23 protein-coding genes are annotated in these 26,923 nt (G+C 71.5%); 17 read left to right on the forward strand and 6 right to left on the reverse strand.

Translation table 11 applies throughout. From position 1 onward, the window contains the following. Positions 1–132: 132 nt before the first annotated feature. Positions 133–1,617 carry an aminopeptidase P family protein gene (locus tag ACWFQ8_RS08920; protein WP_453785498.1) on the forward strand — a complete coding sequence of 495 codons (1,485 nt, stop codon included), beginning with the start codon at positions 133–135 and terminating at the stop codon, positions 1,615–1,617. A gap of 108 nt (positions 1,618–1,725) precedes the next feature. Here the strand turns inward: ACWFQ8_RS08920 and ACWFQ8_RS08925 are convergent, their stop codons facing one another. Further along, the gene (locus ACWFQ8_RS08925) at positions 1,726–2,175 is read right to left on the reverse strand and encodes an ATP-binding protein (protein ID WP_453785499.1); all 450 of its coding nucleotides are present in this window, start codon (positions 2,173–2,175) and stop codon (positions 1,726–1,728) included. 268 nt (positions 2,176–2,443) lie between these two features. On the opposite strand from ACWFQ8_RS08925, the gene ACWFQ8_RS08930 reads away from it, so the two are divergent. The 9 genes from ACWFQ8_RS08930 (at position 2,444) to ACWFQ8_RS08970 (ending at position 12,223) form a co-directional block, all read left to right on the forward strand. Beyond that, complete coding sequence (locus ACWFQ8_RS08930; RefSeq protein ID WP_453785500.1) at positions 2,444–3,277, forward strand: hypothetical protein; 834 nt, start codon at positions 2,444–2,446, stop codon at positions 3,275–3,277. A 110-nt stretch (positions 3,278–3,387) separates the two neighbouring features. Further along, positions 3,388–4,107: a YcnI family copper-binding membrane protein gene (locus ACWFQ8_RS08935; protein WP_453785501.1), complete on the forward strand. Its 720-nt coding sequence runs from the start codon at positions 3,388–3,390 to the stop codon at positions 4,105–4,107. A gap of 52 nt (positions 4,108–4,159) precedes the next feature. Then, a complete protein-coding gene (locus ACWFQ8_RS08940; protein ID WP_453785502.1) occupies positions 4,160–4,813 on the forward strand; it encodes an SCO family protein in 654 nt (217 codons plus the stop codon). After that, positions 4,810–5,295 (forward strand): copper chaperone PCu(A)C, encoded by a 486-nt coding sequence (locus tag ACWFQ8_RS08945; protein ID WP_453785503.1) that lies wholly within the window; start codon positions 4,810–4,812, stop codon positions 5,293–5,295. Before ACWFQ8_RS08940 ends, ACWFQ8_RS08945 begins: the two co-directional genes overlap by 4 nt. A gap of 22 nt (positions 5,296–5,317) precedes the next feature. Then, positions 5,318–7,351 carry a copper resistance CopC/CopD family protein gene (locus tag ACWFQ8_RS08950; protein WP_453785504.1) on the forward strand — a complete coding sequence of 678 codons (2,034 nt, stop codon included), beginning with the start codon at positions 5,318–5,320 and terminating at the stop codon, positions 7,349–7,351. Then, positions 7,348–8,634, forward strand: a complete 1,287-nt coding sequence (efeB, locus tag ACWFQ8_RS08955) for an iron uptake transporter deferrochelatase/peroxidase subunit (protein WP_453785667.1) — start codon at positions 7,348–7,350, stop codon at positions 8,632–8,634. Before ACWFQ8_RS08950 ends, efeB begins: the two co-directional genes overlap by 4 nt. Before the next feature lie 42 nt (positions 8,635–8,676). Further along, on the forward strand, positions 8,677–9,612 hold the full coding sequence (gene pheA / locus ACWFQ8_RS08960) for a prephenate dehydratase (protein WP_453785505.1): 936 nt from the start codon (positions 8,677–8,679) through the stop codon (positions 9,610–9,612). 524 nt (positions 9,613–10,136) lie between these two features. Beyond that, entirely contained in the window at positions 10,137–11,414 is a 1,278-nt protein-coding gene (serS, locus tag ACWFQ8_RS08965) for a serine--tRNA ligase (protein ID WP_453785506.1), read from the forward strand. Beyond that, positions 11,411–12,223, forward strand: coding sequence for an HAD family hydrolase (locus ACWFQ8_RS08970; RefSeq protein WP_453785507.1), 813 nt, complete (start codon positions 11,411–11,413; stop codon positions 12,221–12,223). Before serS ends, ACWFQ8_RS08970 begins: the two co-directional genes overlap by 4 nt. Positions 12,224–12,552: 329 nt before the next feature. Here ACWFQ8_RS08970 and ACWFQ8_RS08975 read toward each other — a convergent pair whose 3' ends face one another. Genes ACWFQ8_RS08975 through ACWFQ8_RS08990 form a run of 4 tightly spaced genes read right to left on the reverse strand, consistent with a single transcriptional unit; the run spans position 12,553 to position 16,063 of the window. Next, positions 12,553–13,272, reverse strand: coding sequence for an ABC transporter permease (locus tag ACWFQ8_RS08975; protein WP_453785508.1), 720 nt, complete (start codon positions 13,270–13,272; stop codon positions 12,553–12,555). Between the two features lie 16 nt (positions 13,273–13,288). Next, a complete protein-coding gene (locus tag ACWFQ8_RS08980; RefSeq protein WP_453785509.1) occupies positions 13,289–14,200 on the reverse strand; it encodes an ABC transporter ATP-binding protein in 912 nt (303 codons plus the stop codon). Then, positions 14,197–15,084, reverse strand: coding sequence for an ABC transporter permease subunit (locus ACWFQ8_RS08985; protein ID WP_453785510.1), 888 nt, complete (start codon positions 15,082–15,084; stop codon positions 14,197–14,199). Before ACWFQ8_RS08985 ends, ACWFQ8_RS08980 begins: the two co-directional genes overlap by 4 nt. Further along, positions 15,074–16,063 (reverse strand): ABC transporter ATP-binding protein, encoded by a 990-nt coding sequence (locus ACWFQ8_RS08990; protein WP_453785511.1) that lies wholly within the window; start codon positions 16,061–16,063, stop codon positions 15,074–15,076. The genes ACWFQ8_RS08985 and ACWFQ8_RS08990 overlap by 11 nt, the downstream gene beginning before the upstream one ends. Positions 16,064–16,278: 215 nt before the next feature. On the opposite strand from ACWFQ8_RS08990, the gene ACWFQ8_RS08995 reads away from it, so the two are divergent. Genes ACWFQ8_RS08995 through ACWFQ8_RS09010 form a run of 4 tightly spaced genes read left to right on the forward strand, consistent with a single transcriptional unit; the run spans position 16,279 to position 20,144 of the window. Continuing rightward, on the forward strand, positions 16,279–17,136 hold the full coding sequence (locus ACWFQ8_RS08995; RefSeq protein ID WP_453785512.1) for a M24 family metallopeptidase: 858 nt from the start codon (positions 16,279–16,281) through the stop codon (positions 17,134–17,136). A gap of 59 nt (positions 17,137–17,195) precedes the next feature. Beyond that, positions 17,196–18,977, forward strand: coding sequence for an SDR family oxidoreductase (locus ACWFQ8_RS09000; RefSeq protein ID WP_453785668.1), 1,782 nt, complete (start codon positions 17,196–17,198; stop codon positions 18,975–18,977). Further along, a complete protein-coding gene (locus ACWFQ8_RS09005) occupies positions 18,974–19,213 on the forward strand; it encodes a hypothetical protein (RefSeq protein WP_453785513.1) in 240 nt (79 codons plus the stop codon). The genes ACWFQ8_RS09000 and ACWFQ8_RS09005 overlap by 4 nt, the downstream gene beginning before the upstream one ends. A 10-nt stretch (positions 19,214–19,223) precedes the next feature. Next, positions 19,224–20,144 (forward strand): MerR family transcriptional regulator, encoded by a 921-nt coding sequence (locus tag ACWFQ8_RS09010; RefSeq protein WP_453785514.1) that lies wholly within the window; start codon positions 19,224–19,226, stop codon positions 20,142–20,144. Between the two features lie 151 nt (positions 20,145–20,295). Here ACWFQ8_RS09010 and ACWFQ8_RS09015 read toward each other — a convergent pair whose 3' ends face one another. After that, complete coding sequence (locus tag ACWFQ8_RS09015; RefSeq protein ID WP_453785515.1) at positions 20,296–21,174, reverse strand: aquaporin; 879 nt, start codon at positions 21,172–21,174, stop codon at positions 20,296–20,298. A gap of 133 nt (positions 21,175–21,307) precedes the next feature. On the opposite strand from ACWFQ8_RS09015, the gene ACWFQ8_RS09020 reads away from it, so the two are divergent. The 3 genes from ACWFQ8_RS09020 to ACWFQ8_RS09030 all read left to right on the forward strand — a co-directional run bounded on the left by ACWFQ8_RS09020 (position 21,308) and on the right by ACWFQ8_RS09030 (position 26,901). Further along, on the forward strand, positions 21,308–21,847 hold the full coding sequence (locus ACWFQ8_RS09020) for an RNA 2'-phosphotransferase (protein WP_453785516.1): 540 nt from the start codon (positions 21,308–21,310) through the stop codon (positions 21,845–21,847). Between the two features lie 159 nt (positions 21,848–22,006). Beyond that, complete coding sequence (locus ACWFQ8_RS09025; RefSeq protein ID WP_453785517.1) at positions 22,007–23,860, forward strand: HSP90 family protein; 1,854 nt, start codon at positions 22,007–22,009, stop codon at positions 23,858–23,860. After that, on the forward strand, positions 23,857–26,901 hold the full coding sequence (locus ACWFQ8_RS09030) for a tetratricopeptide repeat protein (protein WP_453785518.1): 3,045 nt from the start codon (positions 23,857–23,859) through the stop codon (positions 26,899–26,901). The genes ACWFQ8_RS09025 and ACWFQ8_RS09030 overlap by 4 nt, the downstream gene beginning before the upstream one ends. The last annotated feature ends 22 nt before the right edge of the window (positions 26,902–26,923 follow it).

Consider the following 26,923-nt stretch of genomic DNA (forward strand, 5'->3'; position numbering starts at 1 on the left):
GGAGCGGTTGTCCCCCGGGTGCGGTGCGGACGGTATGTGCGAAATGGCACAGCACCTCACGGGGGTCATATCGCACATACTGGTTGAAGGTCCGCACCCCAGGGCCGTGCATGTCGTAGCTGAGGAGAAGACGTGGCTGACGAGCTCACCCCGGAGACCCCGGAAGAAGAGCAGCCCAAGAAGACGCCCAAGCAGCGCAAGAACGGGCTGTACCCGGGCGTCAGCGACGAACTCGCCGAGAGCATGCGCACCGGCTGGGCCGACACCGAGCTGCACGGCCTGGAGCCCGTGGCCCAGGCCCCGTACACCGCCGCCCGCCGCGCCGCGCTGTCGGCGCGCTTCCCCGGCGAGCGCCTGGTCGTGCCCGCCGGCCGGCTGAAGACCCGCTCGAACGACACGGAGTACCCCTTCCGCGCGTCGACCGAGTACGCGTACCTCACCGGAGACCAGACCGAGAACGGCGTCCTGGTGCTGGAGCCCACCGGGCCCACCGGCCACCGCGCCACGATCTACCTGCTGCCCCGCTCCAACCGGGAGAACGGCGAGTTCTGGCTGTCCGGCCAGGGCGAGCTGTGGGTGGGCCGCCGCCACAGCCTCACCGAGGCCAAGCAGCTCCTGGGCATCCCCGCCAAGGACGTGCGCGAACTCGCCGAGGCCCTCACCGAGGCCGAGGGCCCGGTCCGCGCCGTGCGCGGCCACGACTCGGTCATCGAGTCCGCCCTCACCGACAAGGTGACCAAGGAGCGCGACGAGGAGCTGCGCGTCTACCTCTCCGAGGCCCGCGCGGTGAAGGACGCGTTCGAGATCGCCGAGCTGCAAAAGGCGGTCGACTCCACGGTGCGCGGCTTCGAGGACGTCGTGAAGGTCCTCGACAAGGCCGAGGCGACCAGCGAGCGCTACATCGAGGGCACTTTCTTCCTGCGGGCCCGCGTCGAGGGCAACGACGTCGGCTACGGCTCCATCTGCGCCGCCGGCCCGCACGCCTGCACCCTGCACTGGGTCCGCAACGACGGCGACGTCCGCCCCGGCGACCTGCTGCTGCTCGACGCCGGTGTGGAGACGCGCGACCTCTACACCGCCGACGTCACGCGCACGTTGCCGATCAACGGCACGTACACCGACATCCAGCGCAAGATCTACGACGCGGTCCACGCGTCCCAGGAAGCCGGCATCGCCGCGGTGAAGCCGGGCGCGAAGTTCCGCGACTTCCACGACGCCTCACAGCGCGTGCTGGCGGAGAAGCTGGTGGAGTGGGGGCTGCTGGAGGGCCCCGTCGAGCGTGTCCTGGAGCTCGGTCTCCAGCGCCGCTGGACCCTGCACGGCACCGGCCACATGCTCGGCATGGACGTCCACGACTGCGCCGCCGCGCGCACCGAGGCGTACGTCGACGGCACGCTGGAGCCCGGCATGTGCCTCACCGTCGAGCCCGGTCTGTACTTCCAGGCCGACGACCTGACCGTGCCGGAGGAGTACCGCGGCATCGGGGTGCGGATCGAGGACGACATCCTCGTCACCGCGGACGGCAACCGGAACCTGTCCGCCGCCCTGCCGCGCGCTTCCGACGAGGTCGAGGCCTGGATGGCCCGGCTCATGGACGAGAAGAACCCCACGGGCTGAGCCCCGAACGCACGCGCGCCGGTGGGCGGGACCCCGTACAGGGCCCCGCCCACCGGCATGTCCGCGAGCGGCCGCGGGGTTCTCCCCACGGTGCACCCCGCTGTCTCCTCACGAGACCCTCAGCAGCGCGCCGTCGCGCCACTTCAGCATCTTGTCGAAGCTCACCACAGCGCCGCGGCCCGGCCGGTTGCCCAGGCACACGTGGTCCGCGAGCTCCGCGATCAGATTCAGGCCCCGCCCGTGTTCGTCCAGGGAGGGTCTGCGGCGGGCCACCGTCGCGGGCGGGAAGCCCGGACCCGAGTCGGTCACCTCGATGCGGCAGCGGTCCCCGTCCAGATAGGCCGTGACGTCGTACGCCTCGGCCCCGTCCGGTACGTCCCCGCTCCTGATCCCACCGTGCTCCACCGCGTTCGCGCAGGCCTCGCTCAGCGCCACCGACAGATCGAAGGAGATGTCCGGGTCCACCCCCGCGGTCTCCATCGTCCCCAGCAGCAGTCGCCTGGCGAGCGGCACGCTCGCGGCTTCGCGCCTCAAGTGGAGAGACCACCAGATGCTCATACGGTTACCTATTGCCGCCCTCGCCTGCCCGTAAGCCCCTCGGGGCCGTCCGGGCGCGCATTGCCCTCGTTCGGCCGATGCGACTCTCCCGGGCCCCGGTGTATGCGGGGGCCGGTGTCCGGCCGGCCGCGGGTCCGGCTGCCCCGGACCGCCCCGCCCCGCCCCGGCCTCGCCCCCGCCCCGTCGCGGTGGAACCGCAAAGGGACTCATGGGACCTTCCGGACCTGCCGTATGGAGGGGAGGGGCGCAGTGCGATGATGGCCCGGCCATGACTGCCCCCCACGCGACGCACGCCGGAGCCGGCCTCCGGCTGATCCGGGCCGCGGTGTTCACCGCGGTCTGCGTCGTGCTGTCCGCGACCGGGCACGCCCTGGCGTCGTGCGCCGCCGTGCCGTGGTGGTCACTCTGCCTCGGCTTCCTCGTGGTCTTCGCGGTCGCCGCCCCGCTCGCGGGGCGCCGGCCCACCCTGCCCGGCATAGCCGCCGGGCTCGCCGCCGGACAGCTCAGCCTGCACGCGTTGTTCGGCCTCGGCCAGCACAGCGCGGCCGCGGCCCAGGCCCCGGCGGGCCCTTCGGACAGCTCGCTCGCGGCGCTCGCGGCCCAGCTGGTGTGCGGGGGCAACACCGTGCCCCTGAGTCCGGACGACGCCCGGCAGATCCTGGAGGCCGCCGGGCTGGACCCGGCCGCCCTGGCCCAGCAGGCCGGACGGACCGGGCAGCTCGCGGCCCAGGCCCACGGCGCGCACGCCCACCTGGCGGACGCCACCACGGCGGCGCCCGCGGCGGGTCTGTTCAGCCCCGCCATGCTGCTCGGCCACCTGCTGGCCGCGCTCGCCGCCGGCTGGCTGCTCGGTCGCGGCGACGCCGCGCTCTTCCGGCTCGTCGAACTGTCCCGGGTCTCCGCCGAATCGGCCCCGGTACGGCCGCTGCGCGCGGCGCTGGCTTTCGTACGCGCCCTGCGCGCCGGGCTCCCGGGCGCACCCGCCCGAGCCCCGCGGACCCCCCGGACCGATGCGGACCCGGCGGTCGCCGCCGGCCGCGAACCCCTCCAGCACACGGTGATCAGGCGCGGGCCGCCCACGGCGCTCGCCCTCGCAGCCTGACGCGGCACCCTCCTCCCCGGGACACATGCGGGAGCACCGGTGCCGCGAACTCCGCGCGCGCCCGCACGCGGAGCCGTTGTCACCACCGCTTCCGTGGAGTGTTTCCCGCCATGAAGACCTCTCGCGTCTCCTTCGCCGCTGCCCTCGCCGCCGGTACCGTCCTCGTCCTCTCCGGCCCGGCCTTCGCCCACGTCGGCGTGCAGCCCGGCGAGGCCACCAAGGGCGGCTACGCGACCATCAACTTCAAGGTCCCCAACGAGCGCGACAACGCGTCGACGACCCAGCTGGAGGTCAACTTCCCGGTCGACCAGCCGCTGACGTCCGTCATGCCCCAGGACGTGCCCGGCTGGACCGTGAAGGTGGAGACGACCGACCTCGACAAGCCGCTCACGGTGCACGGCAAGCAGATCACCAAGGCCGTCACCAAGGTGACCTGGTCCGGCGGCAAGATCGAGTCGGGCAAGTTCCAGCAGTTCCCGCTCTCGGTGGGCAAGTTGCCCGAGAACGCCGACCAGATGGTCTTCAAGGCGATCCAGACGTACGACAACGGCGAGGTCGTGCGGTGGATCGAGGAGCCCAAGGAAGGCACGGCGGAGCCGCAGAACCCGGCCCCCGTCCTGAAGCTGACCGCGCCCGCGGCCGGCGACCACCACGGCGGCGGAGCCAAGCCCGGCGCCGAGGGAAAGAACGCCGACGAGCACAAGGACGACCACACCGAGGCCGCCCGGGGCGGCTCCGACACCACCGCGCGGGTCCTCGGTGTCGCCGGCATCGTCATCGGGCTCGGCGGGGTCGCCTTCGGCGTCTCCTCGCGCCGCCGCTCCGCCTGAGCGCCGCACCACCAGAACTTCGTAACGGCCCAGATCCCAGGGACATCTCTCCATGCGCACCACACGTGTGATGGTTGCCGCGCTCGTCGCGGCGGCCGCCCTCACGCTCTCCGCCTGCGGCGGCGAGCCCCCCAAGACCGGCTCCGTCACCCAGATCTCCGGTGGCCAGAGCGACACCAAGGCGGCGAGGGTTCTCGACCGCCCCTTCGACAAGCCGGAGCTCGTCCTCACGGACACCACCGGCAAGCCCTGGAACCTGCGTGAGCAGACCAAGGGCAAGCCGACGCTCATCTACTTCGGCTACACCAACTGCCCCGATGTGTGCCCGCTGACGATGAGCAACATCGCCGTCGCCAAGAAGGCACTGCCCAAGGCGGACCAGGACAACCTGCGGGTCGTCTTCGTCACCACGGACCCCGAGCGGGACACTCCCGACTCGCTCGGCGCGTGGCTGAGGGCCCAGGACCCGTCCTTCACCGGACTGAGCGGGGACTTCGCCACCATCCAGGCCGCCGCGCGCTCGCTCGGCATCGGCATCGAGGCCGCCAAGAAGGAGGCCGACGGCAGCGTCGTCTCCATGCACGGCGCCCAGGTCATCGCGTTCTCGCCCAAGACCGACGAGGGCTACGTCCTCTACGGCGAGGGCACCACCGTCGACGACTACGCCAAGGACCTGCCGAAGCTCATCCAGGGAGAGAACCCGTGAACGCCCGCACCACCCGAACCTTCGCCGCCGCCCTCTCCCTGACGGCAGCGCTGGCCATATCCGGCTGCTCCTCGGACTCCGGGGCCGGGGCGGACGCGGGCAAGCCCACTCCGGTGGTGAGCGGTGCCTTCATGCCCGAGCCCGTCAACACCAAGATGGCCGGCGCTTTCATGATCATCAAGAACGACTCCAAAACGGCGGACAAGCTCGTCGGCGCGTCCTCCCCGCTCTCGGACGATCTGCAGATCCACGAGACCAAGGACCAGAAGATGCAGCAGGTCCCCTCCATGGACGTGCCCGCCGACGGAGAGCTCAAGCTGGAGCGCGGCGGCAACCACATCATGCTGATGGGGCTCAAGAGCGCGCCGAAGGTGGGCGAAAAGGTCACCGTCGAGCTGCGCTTCGAGAAGGCCGGGCCCGTCAAGGTCGAGGTCGATGTGAAGGAACGGACGTACACCGCGCAGAACTCAACCGCCCACTGACGGACCGAGGTACCGACACGCCATGACGGCCACCGCCCCCTCCGCGGCCCGCGTCCACGCCACGGCACTCCTGCCCCGGCTCGCGCTGGTCCTCGCAACCCTGCTGGCAACCCTGTTCACCGCGGCCACCCCGGCCTCGGCGCACGCCGCACTCACCGCGAGCGACCCCAAGGACGGGGCGGTGGTGGCCACGGCCCCCGCCCAGGTCACGCTCTCCTTCTCGGAGCAGGTCGCCCTGGGCGACGACTCCATCCGCGTTCTCGATCCCCGGGGCAAGCGGGTGGACACCGGCGAACTGCGCGACATGTGCAGCGGCAGCGTCATCCGCTACGGCACCGCCCTGCACACCGGACTGCCCGACGGCACGTACACCGTCGCCTGGCAGGCCGTCTCGGCCGACAGTCACCCCATCTCCGGAGCCTTCACCTTCTCCATCGGCGCCCCCTCGGCCACGAGCGTCGCCCTTCCCGCCCAGCAGGCGGGGGGCGGTCCCGTCGGGATCGCGTACGGGATCGCCCGCTACGCCGCCTACGCAGGCTTCGCGGTCCTCGTGGGCGGCTCCGCCTTCATCCTGCTGTGCTGGCGGCGGGGCGCCGCCGAGCCCGCGCTCCAGAAGCTCGTCGTGCGCGCCTGGGTCACCCTCACCGCCGCCACTCTCGCGATGCTGGTGCTCCGCGCTCCGTACACCGGCTCGGGGAAGTTCGCCGACGCCTTCGACTTGGCCGCGCTGAGGTCCGTACTGGAGACGAAGACCGGCGCTTCGCTCGTCTCCCGGCTGCTCCTGCTCGGCGCCGCGGCCCTCTTCATCGCGGTCCTCTTCGGTGCGTACGCCCGACGCCAGCAGCAGGCATCGGGAGCCGAGACCGAGTCCCCGCGCGAGTCCGGAGCCGGGGACCGGGACGAGGACACCAATGACCTCAGCTTCGGCCTGGCCGTCGGCGGCGCCGTCGTGTCCGGCGGCATCGCCGCGACCTGGGCCCTGTCCGAGCACGCCTCCACCGGCATCCAGCCCGGTATCGCCATGCCGGCCGACATCATGCACCTGCTGGGCATGGCCACCTGGCTCGGAGGTCTCGCCGCGCTGCTCGTCGCCCTCCAGAAGGCACCCGGCATCGAGCGTGCCGCGGTGCAGCGCTTCTCCAAGGTGGCGTTCATCAGCGTCGTGGTGCTCGCCGTCACCGGCGTCTACCAGTCCTGGCGCCAGCTCGGTACCTGGTCCGCTCTGACGGGCACCGACTACGGGCGGCTCCTGCTTCTCAAGGTGGCCCTCGTCGCCGTGCTCATCGGCCTCGCGTACGTGTCCCGGAAATGGACCGGGCGACTGACGGAGACAGCGGCCGTGCCGGTCGGTCGGACGGCGGTCGCCGACAGCGGCGCGAAGCCCGGTCCGGAAGCCGATGTTTCACGTGAAACCGCCGGACCCGTCCTCGATGTTTCACGTGAAACATCCACCGCGGCCGACTCCGTGGACGAGACCCTGGACCCCCGGCGCGCGGCCCAGCTCGCCCGGCAGCACGCCGCCCGGCAGAGCGTGCGCGAGAAGCGGGTCCGGGACGCGGACCCCGAGCGGGCCGGGCTGCGCCGTTCCGTCCTCGCGGAGGCGGGCGTAGCCGTGGCTCTGCTCGCGGTCACCACCGTTCTCACCAGTACGGAGCCGGGCCGGGCCGCTCAACAGGAGGCGGGCCGCGGTTCCTCCGCCACCGCCGTCCCCGACCGCGCCGTCAAGATCACCCTGCCCTTCGACGCCGGTGGCCAGAACGGCAAGGGAAGCGTCCGCCTCGAACTCGATCCCGGGCGGGTCGGCGCCAACACCCTCCACCTCTGGGCCGACACCCCTGACGGACAGCCCTTCGACCTCCCCGAGGCCAAGGTCTCCTTCACTCTTCCCGCCAAGGACATCGGCCCCTTGCCGCTCGTCCCCGACCGCGCCGCCGCCGGCCACTGGACCGCGTCCGGGGTCCAGCTGCCGCTCGCCGGTGAATGGCGCATCGAAGTGACCGTCCGTACCTCCGAAATCGACCAGACGACCGTCCAGAAGACCGTGAAGATCGGCTGACCAGCGTGACCGTGAGCAACCCCGACATCGAGATCTCCCGGCGCCGCCTGCTGGGCACCGTCGGCGCCGCAGGCGCCGCCGGGCTCGCGCTCGGCGCCACCGGCGGCGCCCTCGCGCACTCCGGCCTGGCCGACCCCGCGAGCGGCTCCGCCGCGGGCGCGCCCGGCAGTCTGTCCTCCCTCGGGGCCAACGAGGTCGCCTTCCACGGGGACCACCAGGCCGGTATCACCACCCCGCTCCAAGCCAAGGGACATCTCGTCGCCTTCGATCTCACCCCCGGAGCGGGTCGTACGGAGGCAGCCGCACTGCTGCGGCGGTGGTCCGACACCGCCCGGCGGCTCATGGCGGGCGAGACCGCCGCGACCGCCGACAGCGGTATCGCCCTGGACGCCGGACCGTCCTCCCTCACCGTCACCTTCGGCTTCGGGCACTCCTTCTTCGAACGCACCGGGCTCACCGCCCGCCGGCCCACCGCGCTGGACCCCCTGCCGGACTTCTCCTCCGACCGGCTCGACGATCGGCGCAGCAACGGCGACCTGTGGGTCCAGATCGGCGCGAACGACGGACTTGTCGCCTTCCATGCGCTGCGCGCCCTGCAGAAGGACGCCGGTGAGGCCGCGCGGGTGCGGTGGCAGATGAACGGATTCAACCGTTCCCCCGGCGCCACGGGCTCTCCGATGACCGCCCGGAACCTCATGGGCCAAGTCGACGGCACCGGCAACCCGAAGCCCGCGGAACCCGACTTCGACCGACGGGTCTTCGTCCCCGGCGCAGGCCCCGGACCCGCCGAGCACGCCTGGATGGGCGGTGGCTCGTACGCCGTCGTCCGGCGCATCCGGATGCTGCTGGACGACTGGGACCGGCAGTCCTTGGAGCAGCAGGAGCAGGTCATCGGCCGGACCAAGGCCACCGGTGCCCCCCTCACCGGTGGCGGCGAGACCACCGAGATGGCGCTCGACAAGCTCGGCGCGGACGGTAAGCCGGTCATCCCGGCGAACGCCCATGCCCGGATCTCGGCCCCGGAACAGAACGGAGGGGCGGCCATGCTGCGGCGCCCCTTCTCCTTCCACGACGGGATCGGCCCCGACGGAGCACCCGACGCCGGGCTCCTCTTCATCTGCTGGCAGGCGGATCCGCTGCGCGGGTTCGTGCCCGTACAGCGCAAGCTCGACCGGGGGGACGCGTTGTCGACGTTCATCCGCCACGAGTCCAGCGGTCTGTACGCGGTGCCGCCCGGACCCCGCAGTGGTGAGTACGTCGGGCAGCGGCTGCTCGAAGGATGAACAGGACCCGTGCGGCGGGCAGCCCGGCACTAGGCTGATCCCATGTCGGCCACCCGCTTCACGTATCTCGGTCCCGAGGGCACTTTCACCGAAGCCGCCCTGCGCACTCTGCCGGAAGCCGCCACCCGCGAGCTCGTCCCGATGGTGTCGGTCCCGGCCGCCCTGGACGCCGTGCGCAACGGCGAAGCGGCAGCCGCCCTCGTCCCGATCGAGAACTCGGTGGAGGGCGGCGTCACCGCCACCCTGGACGAGCTGGCCTCGGGCGAACCTCTGATGATCTACCGCGAGGTGCTGCTGCCCATCGCCTTCGCGTTGCTCGTTCGGCCCGGGACCGCCCTGACGGACGTCAAGACCGTCACCGGGCACCCGGTCGCGCAGCCCCAGGTGCGCAACTGGCTGCGCGCCCACCTGCCGGACGCCGTGTGGGAGTCGGCCGCCTCCAATGCGGACGGCGCCCGCCTGGTGCAGGAGGGACGCTTCGACGCCGCCTTTGCCGGCGCATTCGCGGCTGCCACCTACGGGCTGGTTCCCCTGGTCACCGAGATCCACGACGCCGAGAACGCGGAGACCCGCTTCGTGCTCGTCGGGCGCCCCGCCCGGCCCTCGGCTCCGACCGGCGCGGACAAGACCTCCGTGGTGCTGTGGCTCGGCGACGACCACCCCGGCGCACTCCTCGAACTGCTCCAGGAGTTCGCCGTGCGCGGGGTCAACCTGATGCTGATCCAGTCCCGGCCGACCGGCGAGGGCATCGGAAACTACTGCTTCGCCGTCGACGCCGAAGGCCACATCTCCGACCGCCGGGTCAGCGAGGCACTCATGGGTCTGAAGCGGACCTGCCCGCAGGTCCGCTTTCTCGGCTCCTATCCGCGGGCGGGTATTGCTCAGAGTGACGTCCGAGCGCCTCGGCCGGGCACCTCCGACGGTGATTTCACGGCTGCCTCCGACTGGCTGACGCGTTGCCTCGATGGGCGAGCGTAGGACTTCTTCAACTGTCCACAGAGTTATCCACAGGTACGGACCCAGCCTGGGGACAAGTCGACACGGCGTTGCGACAAGGTCGACAAATCGGCTGGAGGCCCCGGTATCGCGCTGGAGAGCGGAAGGTGAACGCCGTCACCCCCGCATCCCCGATCAACTCTTTGGAGCGAGTCATTCCCACCCGAATGAGCGTGTGAGGGTGGTTTGAGCACTGATTCCCGCCGCCCTCACCCCGGCGGCGAATGATCAATATGGGTGTCCACAGATCCGGCACACAGCCTGTGGATAAAGTGGGGACAGCGCTAATTCCTGTGGACAAAGAAGCCCCTTCGGCGCAGTTCAGGGCCCGCGCGACCCTTGGGGGCGTGCCCCATTTCGGGGAATGGGACCGTTTTATCGACCTTTCGAGCCGGACCACTTCCGGCCAGCCGAGGATAATTATTCATTCGCGGCAATTGGGACATAGCGACACGCAGCGTGATATCGGTGTGATCCCAGGAACCCCAGCCCGGTAGCCTGGAGGGGTGATTGACCTCCGGCTGCTCCGTGAAGACCCTGACCGTGTCCGCGCCTCGCAGCGCGCCCGTGGAGAGGACGTCGAGCTCGTCGACGCACTGCTCTCCGCCGATGAGCGCCGCAGGTCCTCCGGCATGCGCTTCGACGAACTCCGCAACGAGCAGAAGTCGCTCGGCAAGCTCATCCCCAAGGCCTCTCCCGAGGAGCGGGCCGAGCTGCTGAAGAAGGCCGAACAGCTCAAGCAGGACGTGAAGGCCGCCGAGACCGAGCAGAACGAGGCCGACGAGGCCGCCAAGCAGCTCCTCCTGCGACTGGGCAACATCGTCCACGAGGACGTCCCGGTCGGCGGCGAGGAGGACTTCACCGTGCTGGAGACGCACGGCACCGTCCGCGACTTCGCCGCGGAGGGCTTCGAACCCAAGGACCACCTGGAGCTCGGCGAATCGCTGGGCGCCATCGACGTCGAGCGCGGCGCCAAGGTGTCGGGCTCGCGCTTCTACTACCTGACCGGCGTGGGCGCCCTCCTGGAGCTCGCACTGGTCAACGCGGCCATCGCGCAGGCCACCGAGGCCGGCTTCATCCCGATGCTGACCCCGGCCCTGGTCCGACCGCGCGCCATGGAGGGCACCGGCTTCCTCGGCCAGGCCGCGGAGAACGTGTACCACCTGGAGAAGGACGACTACTACCTGGTCGGCACCTCCGAGGTCCCGCTCGCCGCGTACCACATGGACGAGATCATCGACGTCGACAAGCTGCCGCTGCGGTACGCCGGCTTCTCGCCGTGCTTCCGCCGCGAGGCCGGTACGTACGGCAAGGACACCCGCGGCATCTTCCGCGTCCACCAGTTCGACAAGGTCGAGATGTTCTCGTACGTCGCGCCGGAGGAGGCCGAAGCCGAGCACCAGCGGCTCCTGGAGTGGGAGAAGCAGTGGCTGACCAGCCTGGAGCTGCCGTTCCAGGTGATCGACGTTGCTACCGGTGACCTGGGGGCGTCCGCCTCGCGCAAGTTCGACTGCGAGGCGTGGATCCCGACCCAGGGCAAGTACCGCGAGCTCACCTCCGCCTCGAACTGCAACGGGTTCCAGGCCCGCCGTCTGTCGATCCGCTACCGGGACGGCAAGAAGACCCAGCCGCTGTCCACGCTGAACGGCACGCTGTGCGCCGTACCGCGCACGATCGTCGCGATCCTGGAGAACCACCAGCAGGCCGACGGTTCGGTGCGCGTGCCCGCGGCGCTCCGTCCCTACCTCGGTGGGCGCGAAGTCCTGGAGCCGATCAACAAGTGAGCCCGGCCCCGTTCCCGTACAAGCTCGTCGCGACCGACCTCGACGGCACGTTGCTGCGCGGCGACGACACCGTCTCGGAACGCACCCGTGAGGCGCTCGTCGCGGCCAGCGCGGCGGGCGCGGCACACATCGTCGTCACCGGCCGTGCCGTGCCCTGGACCCGGCACGTGCTCGACGACCTCGGCTACAAGGGGATCGCCGTGTGCGGGCAGGGGGCTCAGGTCTACGACGCCGGCGCGCACCGGCTGCTCACCTCGGTGACGCTCGACCGGCAGCTGGCCGGTCTGGCGCTGTCGAAGATAGAGGCCGAGATCGGTCCGCTGGCGCTGGCCGCCAGTCGGGACGGGGTCGACGGCGAGGTGCTGTTCGGGCCCGGCTACCAGGTCCAGGAAGGCCTCCCGGCCCTCTATCTGGAGGACACCGCCGCGGTGTGGACGGCCCCGCTGAACAAGCTGTACATCCAGCACCCGGGGCTGGACGACGACGCGCTCGTCAAGGTGGCCCGGGAGTTGGTGGGCAGCCTGGTGGACATCGTCATGGCGGGTCCCGGCATCGTGGAGATCCTGCCACTGGGACTGACCAAGGCGACCGGACTGTCGCTGGCCGCGCGCCGGCTCGGGGTGAAGGCCGCGGAGACGATCGCTTTCGGTGACATGCCCAACGACATCCCGATGTTCGGCTGGGCGGGGCACGGGGTGGCGATGGCCAACGCTCACGCGGAGCTCAAGGCGATCGCCGACGAGGTGACGACCTCCAACGAGGAGGACGGCATCGCGGTGGTGCTGGAGCGCCTCCTGGGCGCCGCGTAGCGGGAGCGACGCACGACGATCGGCACCGCCAGAGCCGTCCCGTACGCACGGGAGGTCCGGGGAAGCCCGCGCCGCACGGCGCGCTCGAAGTGGCTTCCCCGGACCTTTTGTTGCTCCCCGCACGACTCACTGTGCCCCTCGCGCAGTCCCCGTACCAGCGAATTTCCCGCCCCGCCCGTTGGATCCGACGGCGCGGCCAGTAGGCCGTCGCCACGACGGTCAGTCATGTTTCACGTGAAACAACGGCAGTGCCCCGCCCGGCCGGTGGGCCGCGCGGGGCACGCGTACGCAGGCTGCGGCCTCGCGGCCGCCGTGGAGCGGGCCGGGGTCTACTCCTCGCCGGCCAGGGTCAGCCGACGCAGCTTCTGACCCGCGTAATAGGTGGCTCCGACGGTGACCACCGCGAGCAGGACCACCGCGGTGGGCAGGGCGACGGTGGCGTCGACATAGCCCGGACCCGCCACCTTCTCGGCGAGGGACAGCGCCCACTGCTGGACGCTGAGGGTCTTGGCGCCGGAGACCAGGCTGCCGAAGAGCGACTCCCAGATCAGGGCGTAGACGAGGCCGAAGACGACCGCGTGCCGGCTGATGGTGCCCAGCAGCAGGAACAGCGCGCTGTAGGCGATCGAGGCGACGAGGGCGGCGACGGTGTAGGCGACGGCGATCTGCTGGCCGTTGCCGTTGAGGATGAATCCGGCGATCAGCGTGGGGATCGCGGAGAAGGCCATGGTGACGGCGATCGCGACGATCAGCTTGGTCATGATGATCGTCGGACGCTTCACCGGCTTGGCGAGCAGGTAGACGATCGAGCCGTCGTCGATCTCGGGGCCGATGGCGCCCGTACCCGCGATGACACCGATCAGGGGGACCATCGTGGCGAGGGCGAAGCCTCCGAGGAGGTCCGCGGCGACCTTGTCGTCCACCCCCGTGAAGGCGCGTACGGCGACGGCGATGACGATCAGCAGGGCGGGCAGCGCGAAGAGGATCAGCGCGCGACGCCGGCCGAGCAGGGCCCGGTAGGTGAGCCGGGCAACGGTGGGGTTGTACATCGGGTGCCAGCTCCTTTCAGGCCGCGACGAGGTAGGAGAAGACCGACTCGAGGGACTCGTCGGAGGGCGAGACCGTCAGCAGTCGGATGCCGTGCTGCCGGGCCACGCGGGGCAGCAGCTCGGTGAAGCGGCCGAAGTCGACGGCCTGGATGCGCAGCGCGCCTTCCTTGAGGTCGACCTCGATGCCCGCGGTGGAGGGGTCGGCGATCAGGGCCGCGGCGAGGGCCCGGTCGTCGGAGGAGCGGACGAGGTAGCGGTGGGGGCGGTCCGTCATCAGTCGGCGGATCTTGCGGAAGTCGCCGGAAGCCGCGTGCCGCCCGGCGACGACCACCTCGATGTGCGAGGCGAGCTGCTCGACCTCCTCCAGGATGTGGGAGGAGAACAGGACGGTGCGCCCTTCGTCGCCCATGCGCCGCAGCAGGTCCATCAACTGCATGCGCTGGCGCGGGTCCATGCCGTTGAACGGCTCGTCGAGGAGCAGCACGGACGGGTCGTGGACCAGGGCGGACGCCATCTTCACGCGCTGGCGCATGCCCTTGGAGTACGTGGAGATCTTGCGGTCCTGCGCGTACTGCATCTCGACGGTGGCCAGTGCCCGCTGGGCGTGCGCCTCGTCGAGGCCGTGGAGTTCGGCGTTGGCCAGGACGAACTCCCGGCCGGTGAGGAAGTCGTACATGGCCTCGCGCTCGGGCACGACGCCCACCTGCTTGTAGACCTGCTCGTTGCGCCAGATCGGCGTGCCGTCGAGGGTGACGGTGCCGGTGGAGGGAGCGAGGAAGCCGCCCATCATGTTGATGAGCGTGGACTTGCCCGCGCCGTTGGGGCCCAGCAGGCCGGTGACGCCGGGCCCGATGGTCATGGTCACGTCGTTGACGGCTACGACGTTTCCGAACCAGCGGGACGTGTGGTCGATGTCGATGGTGGTCACAGCCCGGCCTTCCGGTAGCGGGCCATCAGGGCGGCGTAGGAGCCGACGATGAGGCCGAGGACGACCAGCAGGTAGACGGCGCCCGCGCCGGCCCCGGGGCCCTCGCCGCCGGGGAAGGCGGAGGTGGCGCCGAGGAACGCGGTCTGGACACCGTCGATCAGGCTGATCGGGGAGAACAGGCCCATCCACTCGATGGCGCCGTTGGCACCGGTCGAGTAGGCGACGGCCTGCACCGTGGACACGGCGCCGTAGGGGATGAGCAGCAGCCCGATGACCGCGGCGACACCGAACCCGCGGCGCGGGGTGAGTGCGGCCATGACCAGGCCGAGGCCGGCGAAGAGCAGCGACAGCAGCAGAACCGACACGAGTCCCTGCCCGAATCCCTTGGTCTGGTCACCGAAGTCGAACTTCGCCAGCAGCGCGCCGATCCACATGATCAGCAGCGGGGTTGCGGTGAGGATGAACAGGGCCGAGGCCATGGCCGCGTACTTGGCCACGACGTAGTCGACGCGTTCGATGGGCCGCGAGAAGTAGAGCGGCACCGTCTTGAAGCGCAGGTCGCGGGAGACGGACTGCGGGGCCTGGGAGGCGAGGTACAGACCGATGATCACCTGTGTGGTCAGGGCGTACGTCGTGTACTTGATCGGCAGGTCGGTGGACCCGGGTACCGCGATGGCCACCGCGACGATGATCAGTGCGGGGACGCACATCACCGCGAAGAGGATCATGGGCAGGACCTTGGACTTGGCCGAGCGGCCGAGTCCGTAGGCGCCCCGCAGGGACTGCGAGAACAGCGACTTGCGGGCGTAGGCGCGGCCGAGCCGGGGGCCGTCGTAGGACCGGTAGCCGATGTTGTGGATCTGGGTCGAGGTGTCAGGCGCCATCGGAACCGGCTCCCTTCTGCTGGATGAGCTGCGCGGACGGATCGTTGTCGCGGAAGACCTCCGCGATGTGGTGCCGGCGCTGCTCCATCCGGACCAGGCCGATCCCCAGGTCGGCGACGGTGTCGCGGACCTGGTCGTAGGTGTGGTCGCCGGTGGCTTCGACGAGCAGGATGTGGCCGGCGCCGGGCAGCCCCTGCTCCTCTCCCGCGTGCAAGGTGACGCCCGCCTCGGTGAGCGCCTTGCGCAGGGCGGCGCTGCCGTTCGGATGGGTGTCGGAGTCGGTGACCTCGACCGCGAGCGTCGTGGTGGTCTGGGTGAATTCGCTGGTCGAGCTCGACCGCAGCAGCGTGCCGCCATCGACGACCACGACGTGGTCGCAGGTCCGCTCCAACTCGCCGAGGAGGTGGGAGGTGACCAGGACGGAGATGCCGAAGTCGGTGTAGACCCTGCGGATCAGGCCGAGCATCTCGTCGCGTCCGACCGGGTCGAGACCGTTGGTGGGCTCGTCGAGAAGGACCAGCTGGGGGTCGTGGACGAGCGCCTGGGCGAGCTTGACGCGCTGCTTCATGCCGGTGGAGTAGCCGCCGATGGGGCGGTACCGCTCTTCGTAGAGCCCGACGTGGCGCAGGGTGTCGGCGGTGCGCTCGCGGGCGGCCGTCGGCGGGAGCCCGGACATGCGGGCCATGTGGACGACGAACTCGGTGGCCGAGACGTCGGGTGGCAGGCAGTCGTGCTCGGGCATGTAGCCGACGCGTTCACGGATGGCACCGCCATGCGTGGCGACATCGAGGCCGAGCACGGCGGCGCTGCCCTCGGTGGCGGGGGACAGTCCCAGCAGAATCTTGATCAGCGTGGACTTGCCGGCTCCGTTGGCACCCACGAGGCCGGTCACACCAGGCCCGATGTCCAGGGAGAGCCGGTCGAGGGCGGTCACTCGGGGGTACCGCTTGCTCAGGCTTTCGGTCGCGATGACAGTCACGGCTCCGACGTTAGTGGGGGAGCTCCCGGGAAACGTCAGACCTGGAGTGGGATCCCGTCTCCGCCTTCAGGCGTACATACCCGTACTGGAGGCTGATGTGGCCCGGTCAACTTTGTCCACAGGTCGGTGCACGGGCCTTGACGTGCCCTCCGGTCATTGTCACATTCATCAGTGTCACGTTACGGGCGCGTAGGGCTACAGGGACGGACTTCGGCATGGCTGGGGACACCACGCAACGCACCGATCGACTCATCGCCGACCTGCGCGGTTTCAGGGAAGTGCAACGGCTCGCGTACGAGTGCGCGGAGGCCGTCGCCGCGCAGCTGCGGCCCGGTACGACCGAGCGCGAGGCGGCGCGGATGCAGCGCGAGTGGCTGCGCGAGCGCGGGGTCCGGGACTGGTTCCACCTGCCCTTCGCCTGGTTCGGGGACCGCACCGCCTTCGCGAACTTCAAGATCCCCCTGCAGTTCTTCCCGACCAACCGGAAGCTGGAGCCGGGGATGCCGTTCATCCTCGACATGGCACCGGTGTTCAAGGGCTGCGCGGCCGACGTCGGCTACTCGGGCAGCCTGGGGCTCAATCCGGTGCAGGACCGGCTCATGTCCGATCTGCGGGCGCACCGCGAGCTGATCCTGGACCAAGTGCGCGAGCGCCGCTCGCTGCGCGAGATCTACGAGAACGTCGAACGGCTGATGACGCGGCAGGGGTACGCCAACCGACACCGCGCCTATCCGTTCGGCGTCATCGCGCACAAGATCGACCGGGTCAGGGACCGCCGCTGGTCGCCGACCGCGTTCGGGTTCGGCATCCAGTCCCTCAAGGGGCTGGCCGGTGACGTGCTGCACGGACACCGCGAGGGCTGGTCCCCGCTGTGGAGCCCGTACCACTTCTCCGACCACCCCCCGCAGCCCGGACTGTGGGCGGTGGAACCGCACCTCGGCTTCCGGGGAACAGGCGCGAAGTTCGAGGAGATCCTGGTCGTCACCGACTCCCGGGACCCGCTGGAGAGCGCGTACTGGCTGGACGACGATCTGCCGCACGTGCGGCGCTGGGCCGAGGAGAAGGCAGCATGAAGGGTGGGGACGACGCGCGCGGCAAGGACGACACGGTCGGGACGGACGGGGTGAAGAGCATGAGTGGAGCGGGAACCGCGGGGCCGGCCGGGGCGCGCGAGCGCCGGGTGAGCACCGGCGGCATCGAACTGTGCGTGGTCGAGCTCGGCGACGCGAGCCGGCCCACGGTCGTGCTGGTGCACGGCTACCCGGACAGCAAGGAGGTCTGGTCGGAGGTCGCCGAGCGGCTCGCGACGCACTTCCACGTCGTGCTGTACGACGTACGCGGCCACGGCCGGTCCACGGCGCCGCAGCCGCTGCGCGGCGGCTTCACCCTGGAGAAGTTGACCGACGACTTCCTGGCCGTCGCGGACGCCGTCAGCCCGGACCGCCCGGTGCACCTGGTCGGCCACGACTGGGGATCGGTGCAGGGCTGGGAGTTCGCGACGGTCGCCCGCACCGAGGGCCGCATCGCCTCCTTCACCTCGATGTCGGGGCCCTCCCTCGACCACTTCGGGCACTGGATCAAGAAGCGGACGGCACGGCCCACCCCGCGCCGGGTGGCACAGCTGCTCGGCCAGGGCGCCAAGTCCTGGTACGTGTACCTGCTCCACACGCCGGTGCTGCCGGAGCTCGCCTGGCGCGGGCCCCTAGGCAAGCGGTGGCCCGGGATGCTCCAGCGCGTGGAGAAGGTCCCGGCCGGTTCCTACCCGACGGCCTCGCTCCCCTCGGACGCGGCGCACGGCGCGTGGCTCTACCGCGACAACGTGCGGCCCCGGCTGCGCCGTCCGCGCCCCGACGCCTACGCACACGTACCGGTGCAGCTGATCACCCCGACCCGGGACGCCTTCCTGTCCGAGCGGCTCTACGACGAACTGGAGCTGTGGGCCCCCGACCTGGTGCGGCGCACCCTGCCCGCCAAGCACTGGGTGCCGCGGACCCGGCCCGACCAGCTGGCCGCCTGGATCGGCGAGTTCGTCACCTCCCGGGAGGACCCGGCGACCCGGGTCCCCGAGCAGAAGGCGCCGGGCAGGTACGCCGACCGGTTCGGCGGCCGGCTGGTGCTGGTGACCGGTGCCGCCAGCGGCATCGGCCGGGCCACCGCCTTCGCCTTCGCGGAGGCAGGGGCCCGGGTCGTGGCCGTGGACCGGGACGCCGAGGGCGCCGAGCGCACCGCGGACATGGCCCGCCTCGTCGGCGCCCCCGACGCCTGGGGCGAGTGCGTGGACGTCAGCGACGAGCAGGCGATGGAGAAGCTGGCGGCGAAGGTCGCCGCCGAGTACGGAATCGTCGACGTCCTGGTCAACAACGCCGGCATCGGTCTGTCCGGGCCCTTCCTCGACACCAGCGCGGAGGACTGGAAGCAGGTCCTCGACGTCAACCTGTGGGGTGTCATCCACGGCTGCCGGATATTCGGCAAGCAGATGGCCGACCGGGGCCAGGGCGGGCACATCGTCAACACCGCGTCGGCCGCCGCTTACCTCCCGTCCAGGACCCTGCCCGCCTACAGCACCTCGAAGGCGGCGGTACTGATGCTGTCGCAGTGCCTGCGCGCGGAGCTCGCGTCGAAGTCGATCGGCGTCTCCGCCATCTGCCCCGGCATCGTCAACACCAACATCACGGCCACCTCGCGCTTCGCCGGCGTGGACGAGGCGGAGGAGAAGCGCCGCCAGCAGCGTTCCTCACGCCTGTACGGACTGCGCAACTTCCCGCCGGAGAAGGTCGCCGAGGCGATCCTGCGTGCCGTGGTCCGCAACGAGGCCGTGGTGCCCGTGACCCCCGAATCCAAGGGTGCGCTGTGGCTGTCCCGATTCGCCCCGCGCACCCTGCGGGCCCTCGCCCGGCTGGAACCGAAGCTGTGAACGGGCCCGCGGGTACGGACCCGGGCACGGCCCCCTACCCGATCGCGCGGCGCCGGGTGACCTTCGAAGGGTCTGCTGCCCCGAGCACAGAGCTCGGCACGGCCATACCCCGCTCCTTCCGGCGGTCGTACCATCCCTCGCAGGAGGGCTCGCTGCGCAGGGCGGTCGAGTACCTCGCCGCTTCGCCTGCCGCCCGGACCGCCGCGGGCGCGATCGGCCGAGCCGCGATGTCGTAGGGAGCCGGGATTGTCCGAGCAGGCAGTAGCCGAGTACCGGATCGAGGATCTGGCGCACCGCAGTGGGGCGACGGTGCGCACGATCCGTGCCTACCAGGACCGCGGTTTGCTGCCGAAGCCGGAGCGGCGGGGGCGTTCCAACGTCTACCGGGACACCCATCTGGCGCGGTTGCGCCAGATCGCGGACCTGCTCGACCGCGGCTACACGCTGGCCTCCATCAAGGAGTTGCTGGAGGCCTGGGACGCCGGACGCGGGCTGGGCGGCGTCCTGGGTCTGGTCGCCGAGGTGCACGGGCCGTGGACCGACGAGGAAGCCGCCCGGATATCCCGGGAGGAGCTGAACCGGCGGTTCGGCGGCCGACCCGACGAGGACGCGGTCGGCGAGGCGTGCGAGCTGGGCGTGCTGGAACGGATCCCCGGACGCCCGGACCACTTCCTGGTGCCCTCCCCGCAGGAGTTGGCGGTGGCCGCCGAGCTGTACGCGGCCGGGGTACCGCTGTCGGCGATCACCGGGCACCTGCGGGAACTGCGCGGGCAGGTGGAGCACATCGCCTCGCGGTTCCTGGAGTTCACCACCGAGCACGTCTTCGCGCGCTACCTCGGGCAGGTGCCTCCGACGGACGCCGACGCGGCGGAGGCCGCCACGATGGTGCGGCGGCTGCGCCCGCTGGCCCAGCAGACCGTGGACGCGGAGCTGGCTCGGGCGATGCGGCTGTTCGCGACCCGGCATCTGCAGCGGCACCTGGGGGCCGCCGGTCCACCCCCGCCGTCGGGTCCCGCACCGGTCGCACTGCCGGCCGGGACGGTACGGGCGGTGCAGGAATTGGTGGGCGCCGAGAACGTGGCGGAGTTCGTCCGGGCCGCGACGGAGCGGGAGCTCCAGGCCCGGACGATGAACGATCTGGCCGGGATCGGCCGGGGCGAGGGGTAGCGGCCCGGCGCCGAGCCGGGTCCGACAGCGCCGGACGGGCCGGCGCCGACCGGCCGGTAGTCCACAGGGCGGATCATGCGATTGCCTTCCAAACCTGCCCAAACGGCTGTGGACAAGTACCCCTCACCTGTGGGCAACAGGGGTTCCTGTCTCACCCTATGGGCCGGTACGCGGCCTTGGTGGGCACGGTCCCGTCCACCGGCCCGACCTCGGCCGAGGCCGACGGGGGACTCACGGACACCGTCTCGGGCAAGGTTTCGGACCGGGCCGGGGTCAGCGGCTCGGTCGTGGCCGGAGTCATGGCCGCGGTTGTGGCCGCGGTTGTGGGCGCGGTCGGGGAGGCGGACCGGTTCTTCCCGTAGAGGAGGGCGGCGAGCGTGAGGCCGACGACGCCGCCGACCAGCTGGGCGGCGACGAAACCCGGCAGCGACTGCGGGGCGATCCCGGTGAAGGAGTCGGTGAAGCTGCGTCCGACGGTGCCGGCCGGGTTGGCGAAGGAGCCGGAGGGAGTGAACCAGATCGCGGCGGCGATGTAAGCGGCGACCGCGGCCGGGACGAGCTTCGGACGCCCGATACGGCCGAGGCCCTGGATGACGAGGACGAGCCCGGCGGTCGCGACCACCTCACCGAGGAGCAGGTGCCCGCCGTCGCGGACCTGGGTGGCGAAGGCCCCCGGGATGCGCCCGAACATGACCTCGGCGAGGACCGCGCCCCCGATGGCGCCCGCGGTCTGGGTCGCGACGTAGACGAGCGCCTCCCGGGCGGTGAGGCCTTCGCCGCCGGTACGTCGGACCCACCAGGACGTGAGGGTGACGACCGGGTTGAGGTGCGCGCCGGACAGCGGTCCGAAGAGCGTGATGATCAGCCCGAGGCCGATCGCGGAGGCGAGCGAGTTGGCGATGAGGGCGACACCCGTGTCGCCGCTGAGTTCGGCCGCTTGTAGGCCGGACCCGATCACGACGACGAGCAGGCCCGCGGTGCCGATGAGTTCGGCAGCCGCGCGGCGTGGCAGAGAAGTATGGATGGTCATGTTTCTCCCTCTGGACAGACGTGCCAGTGGAAAATATATTCCGCATCTCGGAATAGAGATAGACGAGGTCCACCTCGGGGCGGTGCGCGGAAATTCCCTGCCGGGGAACCCTCCGGGCGGGCACGCTGGGGGCATGGATGACAGACGCACCGTGAAGGTGTCCAAGTACGTCTCGAAACACCTTCGCCATCAGCCGGAACGGATCGGACTGGTGCTCGACGCACACGGCTGGGTGGAGATCGACGACCTGCTGAGCGCCGCCGCCGACCACGGCTTCGCGTTCAGTCGCGCGGAGCTCGACCATGTGGTGGCCGCCAACGACAAGCAGCGGTTCGCCGTCGACGGCAGCCGGATCCGGGCCAGCCAGGGGCACACCGTCGCCGTTGACCTCGCCCTTCCGGAGGCCGAACCGCCCGCGTACCTCTACCACGGCACGGTCGCCGCCGCCCTCGGCGCGATCCGCGCCGAGGGCCTGCGCCCGATGGCCCGACACCACGTACACCTGTCTCCCGACCGGGAGACCGCGAGCCGCGTCGGCGCGCGGCGGGGCCGGCCGGTCGTGCTCGCCGTGGACGCGGGAGCGATGCGCGCCGCCGGTCACGTCTTTTGGATCAGCGCCAACGGTGTGTGGCTGGTGGACGCCGTACCGCCGCGGTTCCTCCGCTTCCGGTAGGTCTCCGGGCCCCATTGCCGGCAGCCACTTCGCGCAGGGATTGTCAGATGATCCCCCTACGCTGTTGCCACTCCGGGAGCCGGTTGCCCCTCCGGGAGCCGTGAGGGGGGAACCTCGCGATCGCCCAACCATCCCTGAACGCACGCGAGGTGATGCCTTATGACGTCCACGACCCCGTCCACACCCTTCGCCCCGCACAACTTCCAGGTCGACCTGCGCGGCCTGGTCGACCTGCTCTCCCACCACCTCTACTCCAGCCCGCGCGTCTACGTCCGCGAACTCCTGCAGAACGCGGTGGACGCCGTCACCGCCCGGCACGCCCTCCACCCGCAGGCCGAGGTACGCATCCGGCTGTCGGCGTCCGAGGGCCGGGTCACCATCGAGGACAGCGGCATCGGCCTGACGGCCGCCGAGGCCCACTCCCTGCTCGCGACCATCGGCCGCAGCTCCAAGCGCGGCGGCGAGCACGGGTTGGAGGCCACCCGCCGGGAGTTCCTCGGCCAGTTCGGCATCGGGCTGCTCGCCTGCTTCGTCGTCGCCCGCCAGATCCGCGTGGTCACCCGGTCCGCCCGTGACCCCCGGGCCGCGCCCGTCGAATGGCTGGCCACCGACGACGGCTCCTACACCGTCCGCGAGCTGCCCCACGACGCCCGTCCGGAACCCGGCACCACCGTCGTCCTGGAAGCCCGTGCGGGCGCCGCGGAATGGACCGTCCCGGCCAAGGTGGAGCAATTGGCCCGCGACTACGGCTCGCTGCTGCCGTACGACATCACCTTCGACGACGGCGGAGCCGACGGCCCGCGCCCCGTGACCGACCGGCCGGCGGTGTGGGACCGGCCCCATCCCACCCCGGCCGCCCGTCGCGTCGCCCTCGCCGGACACTGCGCGGAGGCCTTCGGCTTCACCCCCCTCGACAGCATCGACCTCGACCTGCCCGTCGCCGGGGTGCGCGGCGTGGCGTACGTCCTTCCCGAACCGACCAGTCCCGCCCACCGGGCCGGACACCGCGTCCACCTCAAGGGCATGCTGCTGACCGACCGGGCCGACAACCTGCTGCCGGAGTGGGCGTTCTTCGTACGCGCCGTCCTCGACACGGACAGCCTGCGGCCCACCGCCTCGCGCGAGAACCTGTACGACGACGAGACGCTCTCCGCCGTCCGCGACGCCCTCGGCGCCCGCCTGCGCAACTGGCTCGCGGAGCTCGCGGCCGGCGACCCGGAGCGCCTGGCCGCCTTCCTCGGCGTCCACCACCTCGGTGTGAAGTCCATGGCGCGGCACGACCCCGAACTCCTCGGGTTGATGCTGCCATGGCTGCCGTTCGAGACCAGCGCCGGCTCGATGAGCCTGCAGGAGTTCGCGGCCGCCCATACCGAGATCCACTTCACGCGTACCGTCGAGGAGTTCCGTCAGATCGCGCCCATCGCCGCGGCCCACGGCCTCGGCGTCGTCAACGCCGGCTACACCTACGACGCGGACCTGCTGGCCCTGCTGCCCGCGGTACGGCCGGACCTGCGGATCGCCGAGCTCGACGCGGGTGCCGTCACCGAGCGGCTCGACCCCGTCCCCACCGCCGACGAACTGGTCCTCGCACCCTTCCTGGCCACCGCACGCAGCCGCCTGGAACCGCAGAGCTGCGACGTGGTGCTCCGCGCCTTCCAGCCCGTCGGCGTTCCGGCCCTCTACCTGGACGACCGGCAGGCACGGCAGGAACGCGACCGGACCGCCGCCCTGGAGAGCGCCGACTCGCTGTGGAGCGGGATCCTCGGAGCCCTGCGCGGATCCGCGCCGCGCGCCCGCCTGGTCCTCAACCACAACAACCCGCTGATCCGACGCATCTCCGCACTTCCGGACGAGGCGCTGACCGGCACGGCCGTCGAGTCGCTGTACGGGCAGGCCCTGCTGATGTCCCAGCGGCCCCTGCGCCCCGCGGACTCCACCCTGCTCAACCGGGCCTTCCTCGGGCTCCTGGAATGGGCGACCCACTCCGCCGACACCCGGGAGGACGAGAAGTGACGCTGACACGCGAAGAGATCGAGCGGGGTCTCGCCGAGAACCGCGAGGCTCCGAACGGCGCCGCGCGCAACACGCACGCCGAGGCACTCGCCGGCGCCGCGGAGGCGCTCGGGGAGCGACCCCTGTTCCGCGCGGCGCTGGACAACCTGATCAGCTCCTACCTCTTCAGTTCCGAGTCCTCGAAGATGCTGGTTCCCTTCGCGCGGCTGCTCCAGGAATACGACAAGGACCCCGGCTCCTTCTCCGCATGGGACGCGCATTCGCTCTTCTGGCAGTTCAAGTGGGTGGCAGGCGCGATCTCGGACTCCCCTGGCATCCCGCTGGAGTCGGCCACCGGCTGGCTGACGGAGATGGAGCGCCGCTACCGGCTCGCGGGCTACAGCGAGCGCCCGGTGCGCGAGGCCGAAGTGTGGCTCGCGGACGCGACCGGTGAGGACGAGCGCGCAGAGCGGGCCTTCAAGCGCTGGTTGGCGGCGGAGCGCGACGACATGAGCGACTGCGAGGCCTGCGAACTCAACGGTCAGGGCCAGTACGCCGTCCTGCGCGGCAGCGACGACGAGGCCCTTGAACTCTGGCGGCCGGTCCTGGCGGGCGAGCTGACCTGCGCCGAGGAACCCCACCGGGTACTGGCCGCCTCGCTGCTGCCACTGCTGCGGCTCGGCCGGGTCGACGAGGCGCGCTCGCACCACCTGCGCGGCTACCGGCTGGCCCGGGGCAGCGAGAGCCTGCTGCCCACGATCGGCCGGCACATCGAGTTCTGCGCGCTCACCGGCAACGAGTCCCGCGGTCTGGAAATCCTGTCCGAACACGCCGCCCACGTCGGCCCGCTCGCCAACGTCGACGACCAACTGGCCTTCCACGGCGGCGTCCTCGTCCTGCTGCGCCGGCTGGCGGACCTGGGGCACGGCGCCGGCCCGGCCCCGTCCTACGAGGGAACCTCCCGCACCGTCTCCGAACTGTACGAGGTCCTCCACGCGGGCTGCCTCGACATCGCCCGGCGGTTCGACACGCGCAACGGCAGCGCCCGGGTCTCGGACCGCTTCCTCGCGCGGATCCGGCGGGAGCCGCTCATCGGAGAACTGCCGCTCGGTGTACGCAGCACCGCACTGCCGCGGGCGGACGTCGGCGCGCGGGCTGCCGCCGGGTCCCCGAAGGCCCCGCCCACGGAGGCACAATTCTCGGACGCCGCGTTCGCCGAGCTGTGGGGACGGGCCCGGCAGGCACGTGACCTGGGACATCCCGGTGCCGACGCCCTGTGGGCCGAAGTAGCGGTACGAATGGCATCGCTGCCGGAGCCCGATCCGCTGGCCGCCGCGGACCTGGCGGACCACCGGGCCCTGACCGCCGCCCGGAGCGGGGCCGAGGACGCGCCGGAGCTGCTGACCGCGGTCCGGGAGGCCTACCGGGCCCTCGGCCGGACGGAACGTGCGGCGCTGGCGGAACTACGGCTGGCGAGCGTCGCCGCACAGTCCGGCGCGGCCCCCGCCAGGATCCGGGAGCTGGTGGGCGCGGCCCTGCGGGCAGCGGAGGCACTCGACCCGGCCGAACCGCTGCGGACCCGCCGGATCGCGCTCGCGGAACTCACCTCGATCCGCGTGGAGTCCTACCTGCGCTCGGTCGAGGCGGCCCTCGGGGAGCAGCGGGAGCAGGGGCACGACCACGGGCACGACCACGCGCGGGAGCACCGGCGGGAGCACGGGCACGGCGAACTCACCGCCGAGCTGACCGACTTCGTCGCCGCGTACCGGGCCACGTGTCCGGACCTGGTGGCGGAAGCCGAGGAGATGCTCGGCCGGGTACTCCTCTCGCAGGGTGACCCGGAGCGGGCCGTGCCGCTGCTGGCCTCGGCCGCCGCCCGGGCGGTCGCGGCGGGCCGGCCCTGGCAGGCGGTAGACCCGCTGGTGCTCGGGGCCGGGGTACTGCTGTCACTGGAGCGCCTCGACGAGGCCGAGGAAGCGGCCCGCGCCGGGCTGGACCATGCCTCCCAGGTCACCGACCCCGAGACTCACGGCGTCGTACGGCTGACCCTCGCGGACATCCTGCTCCGGCGGGACGAGGGGGCAGGTGAAGCCGCGGGGCTGGCCCTGACCGGCGCCCACTGGTTCGACAGGGCCGGACTCACCGCCGACGGCGGAGCGCAGGCGCGCCTGACGCTGGCCCGGGCCTACGCTCGGGACGGCCGCTCCGCCGAGGCCGCGGAGGTCCTCCAGTCCGCGCTGCCGGACCTGCTGGAGCATGGCGCCCCGCAGGCCGTGTTCGCACGGGAGTTCTTGGCCGACCAACTGTGCGAGCTGAACGAACCCCGCGCCGCCGCCGAGCAGTACCTCCTCGCGGCGGACGTGGCCGAGGACTGGGAGGACCCGCGCCCGCAGGCGGGTCTCGCGCAGTCGGCCGCCGACGCCCTGAGCGCGGCGGGCCTGGCCCGGGAGGCCTGCGCCGCCTACGAGCGGGCCTTGGAGCTGCACCGACAGACGGGAGACGCACCGGTCGCCGAGGTACGTGTCCTGCGTTCCCTGGCTTGGTTGGAACTGCGCGAGGAGACGACCGGCGCGGGCGTGGCGAGGGCCCGGACCCGGATGGCCGAGGCCGCGGCCGTGCTGGAGGACGCCCTGGCCCCGAAGCCCGGCGCACCCGAGCTGCGGTCCGAACTCGCCCAGACCTGGCACCAACTGGCGCAAGTGCTCGACCGGCACGTCAGCGCGCACACGCAGGCTTGGGACGACAGCGTCGACGTCGAAGAGCACGGCACCCAGCCCGCCCGCTCCTTGAGCGAGGCGGAGATCGACGCGCTGCGGCGGGAGGAGGTCGACCTCTGGGTCCGCGCGGCCGGAACCTACGCGGACCTCGGGCCGGACCACGTACAGGACCGGTTCCAGTGCCTGAACAACGCCGCCTGGACGGAGCGGGAACGCGGCCGGACGGCCGCGGGTGCGACCTTGGTCTCCACGCTGATCGACGAGGTGCGCGATCTGCCCGAGGGAGCCGCTCCCGACTGGCTGCTGCCCGCCGCGGAACGACTCCTCACCCGGCTGACGGCGTAGGCCTCGTCCTTCTGCACGGTTG

The organism is Streptomyces sp. NPDC055254, from assembly GCF_053606025.1.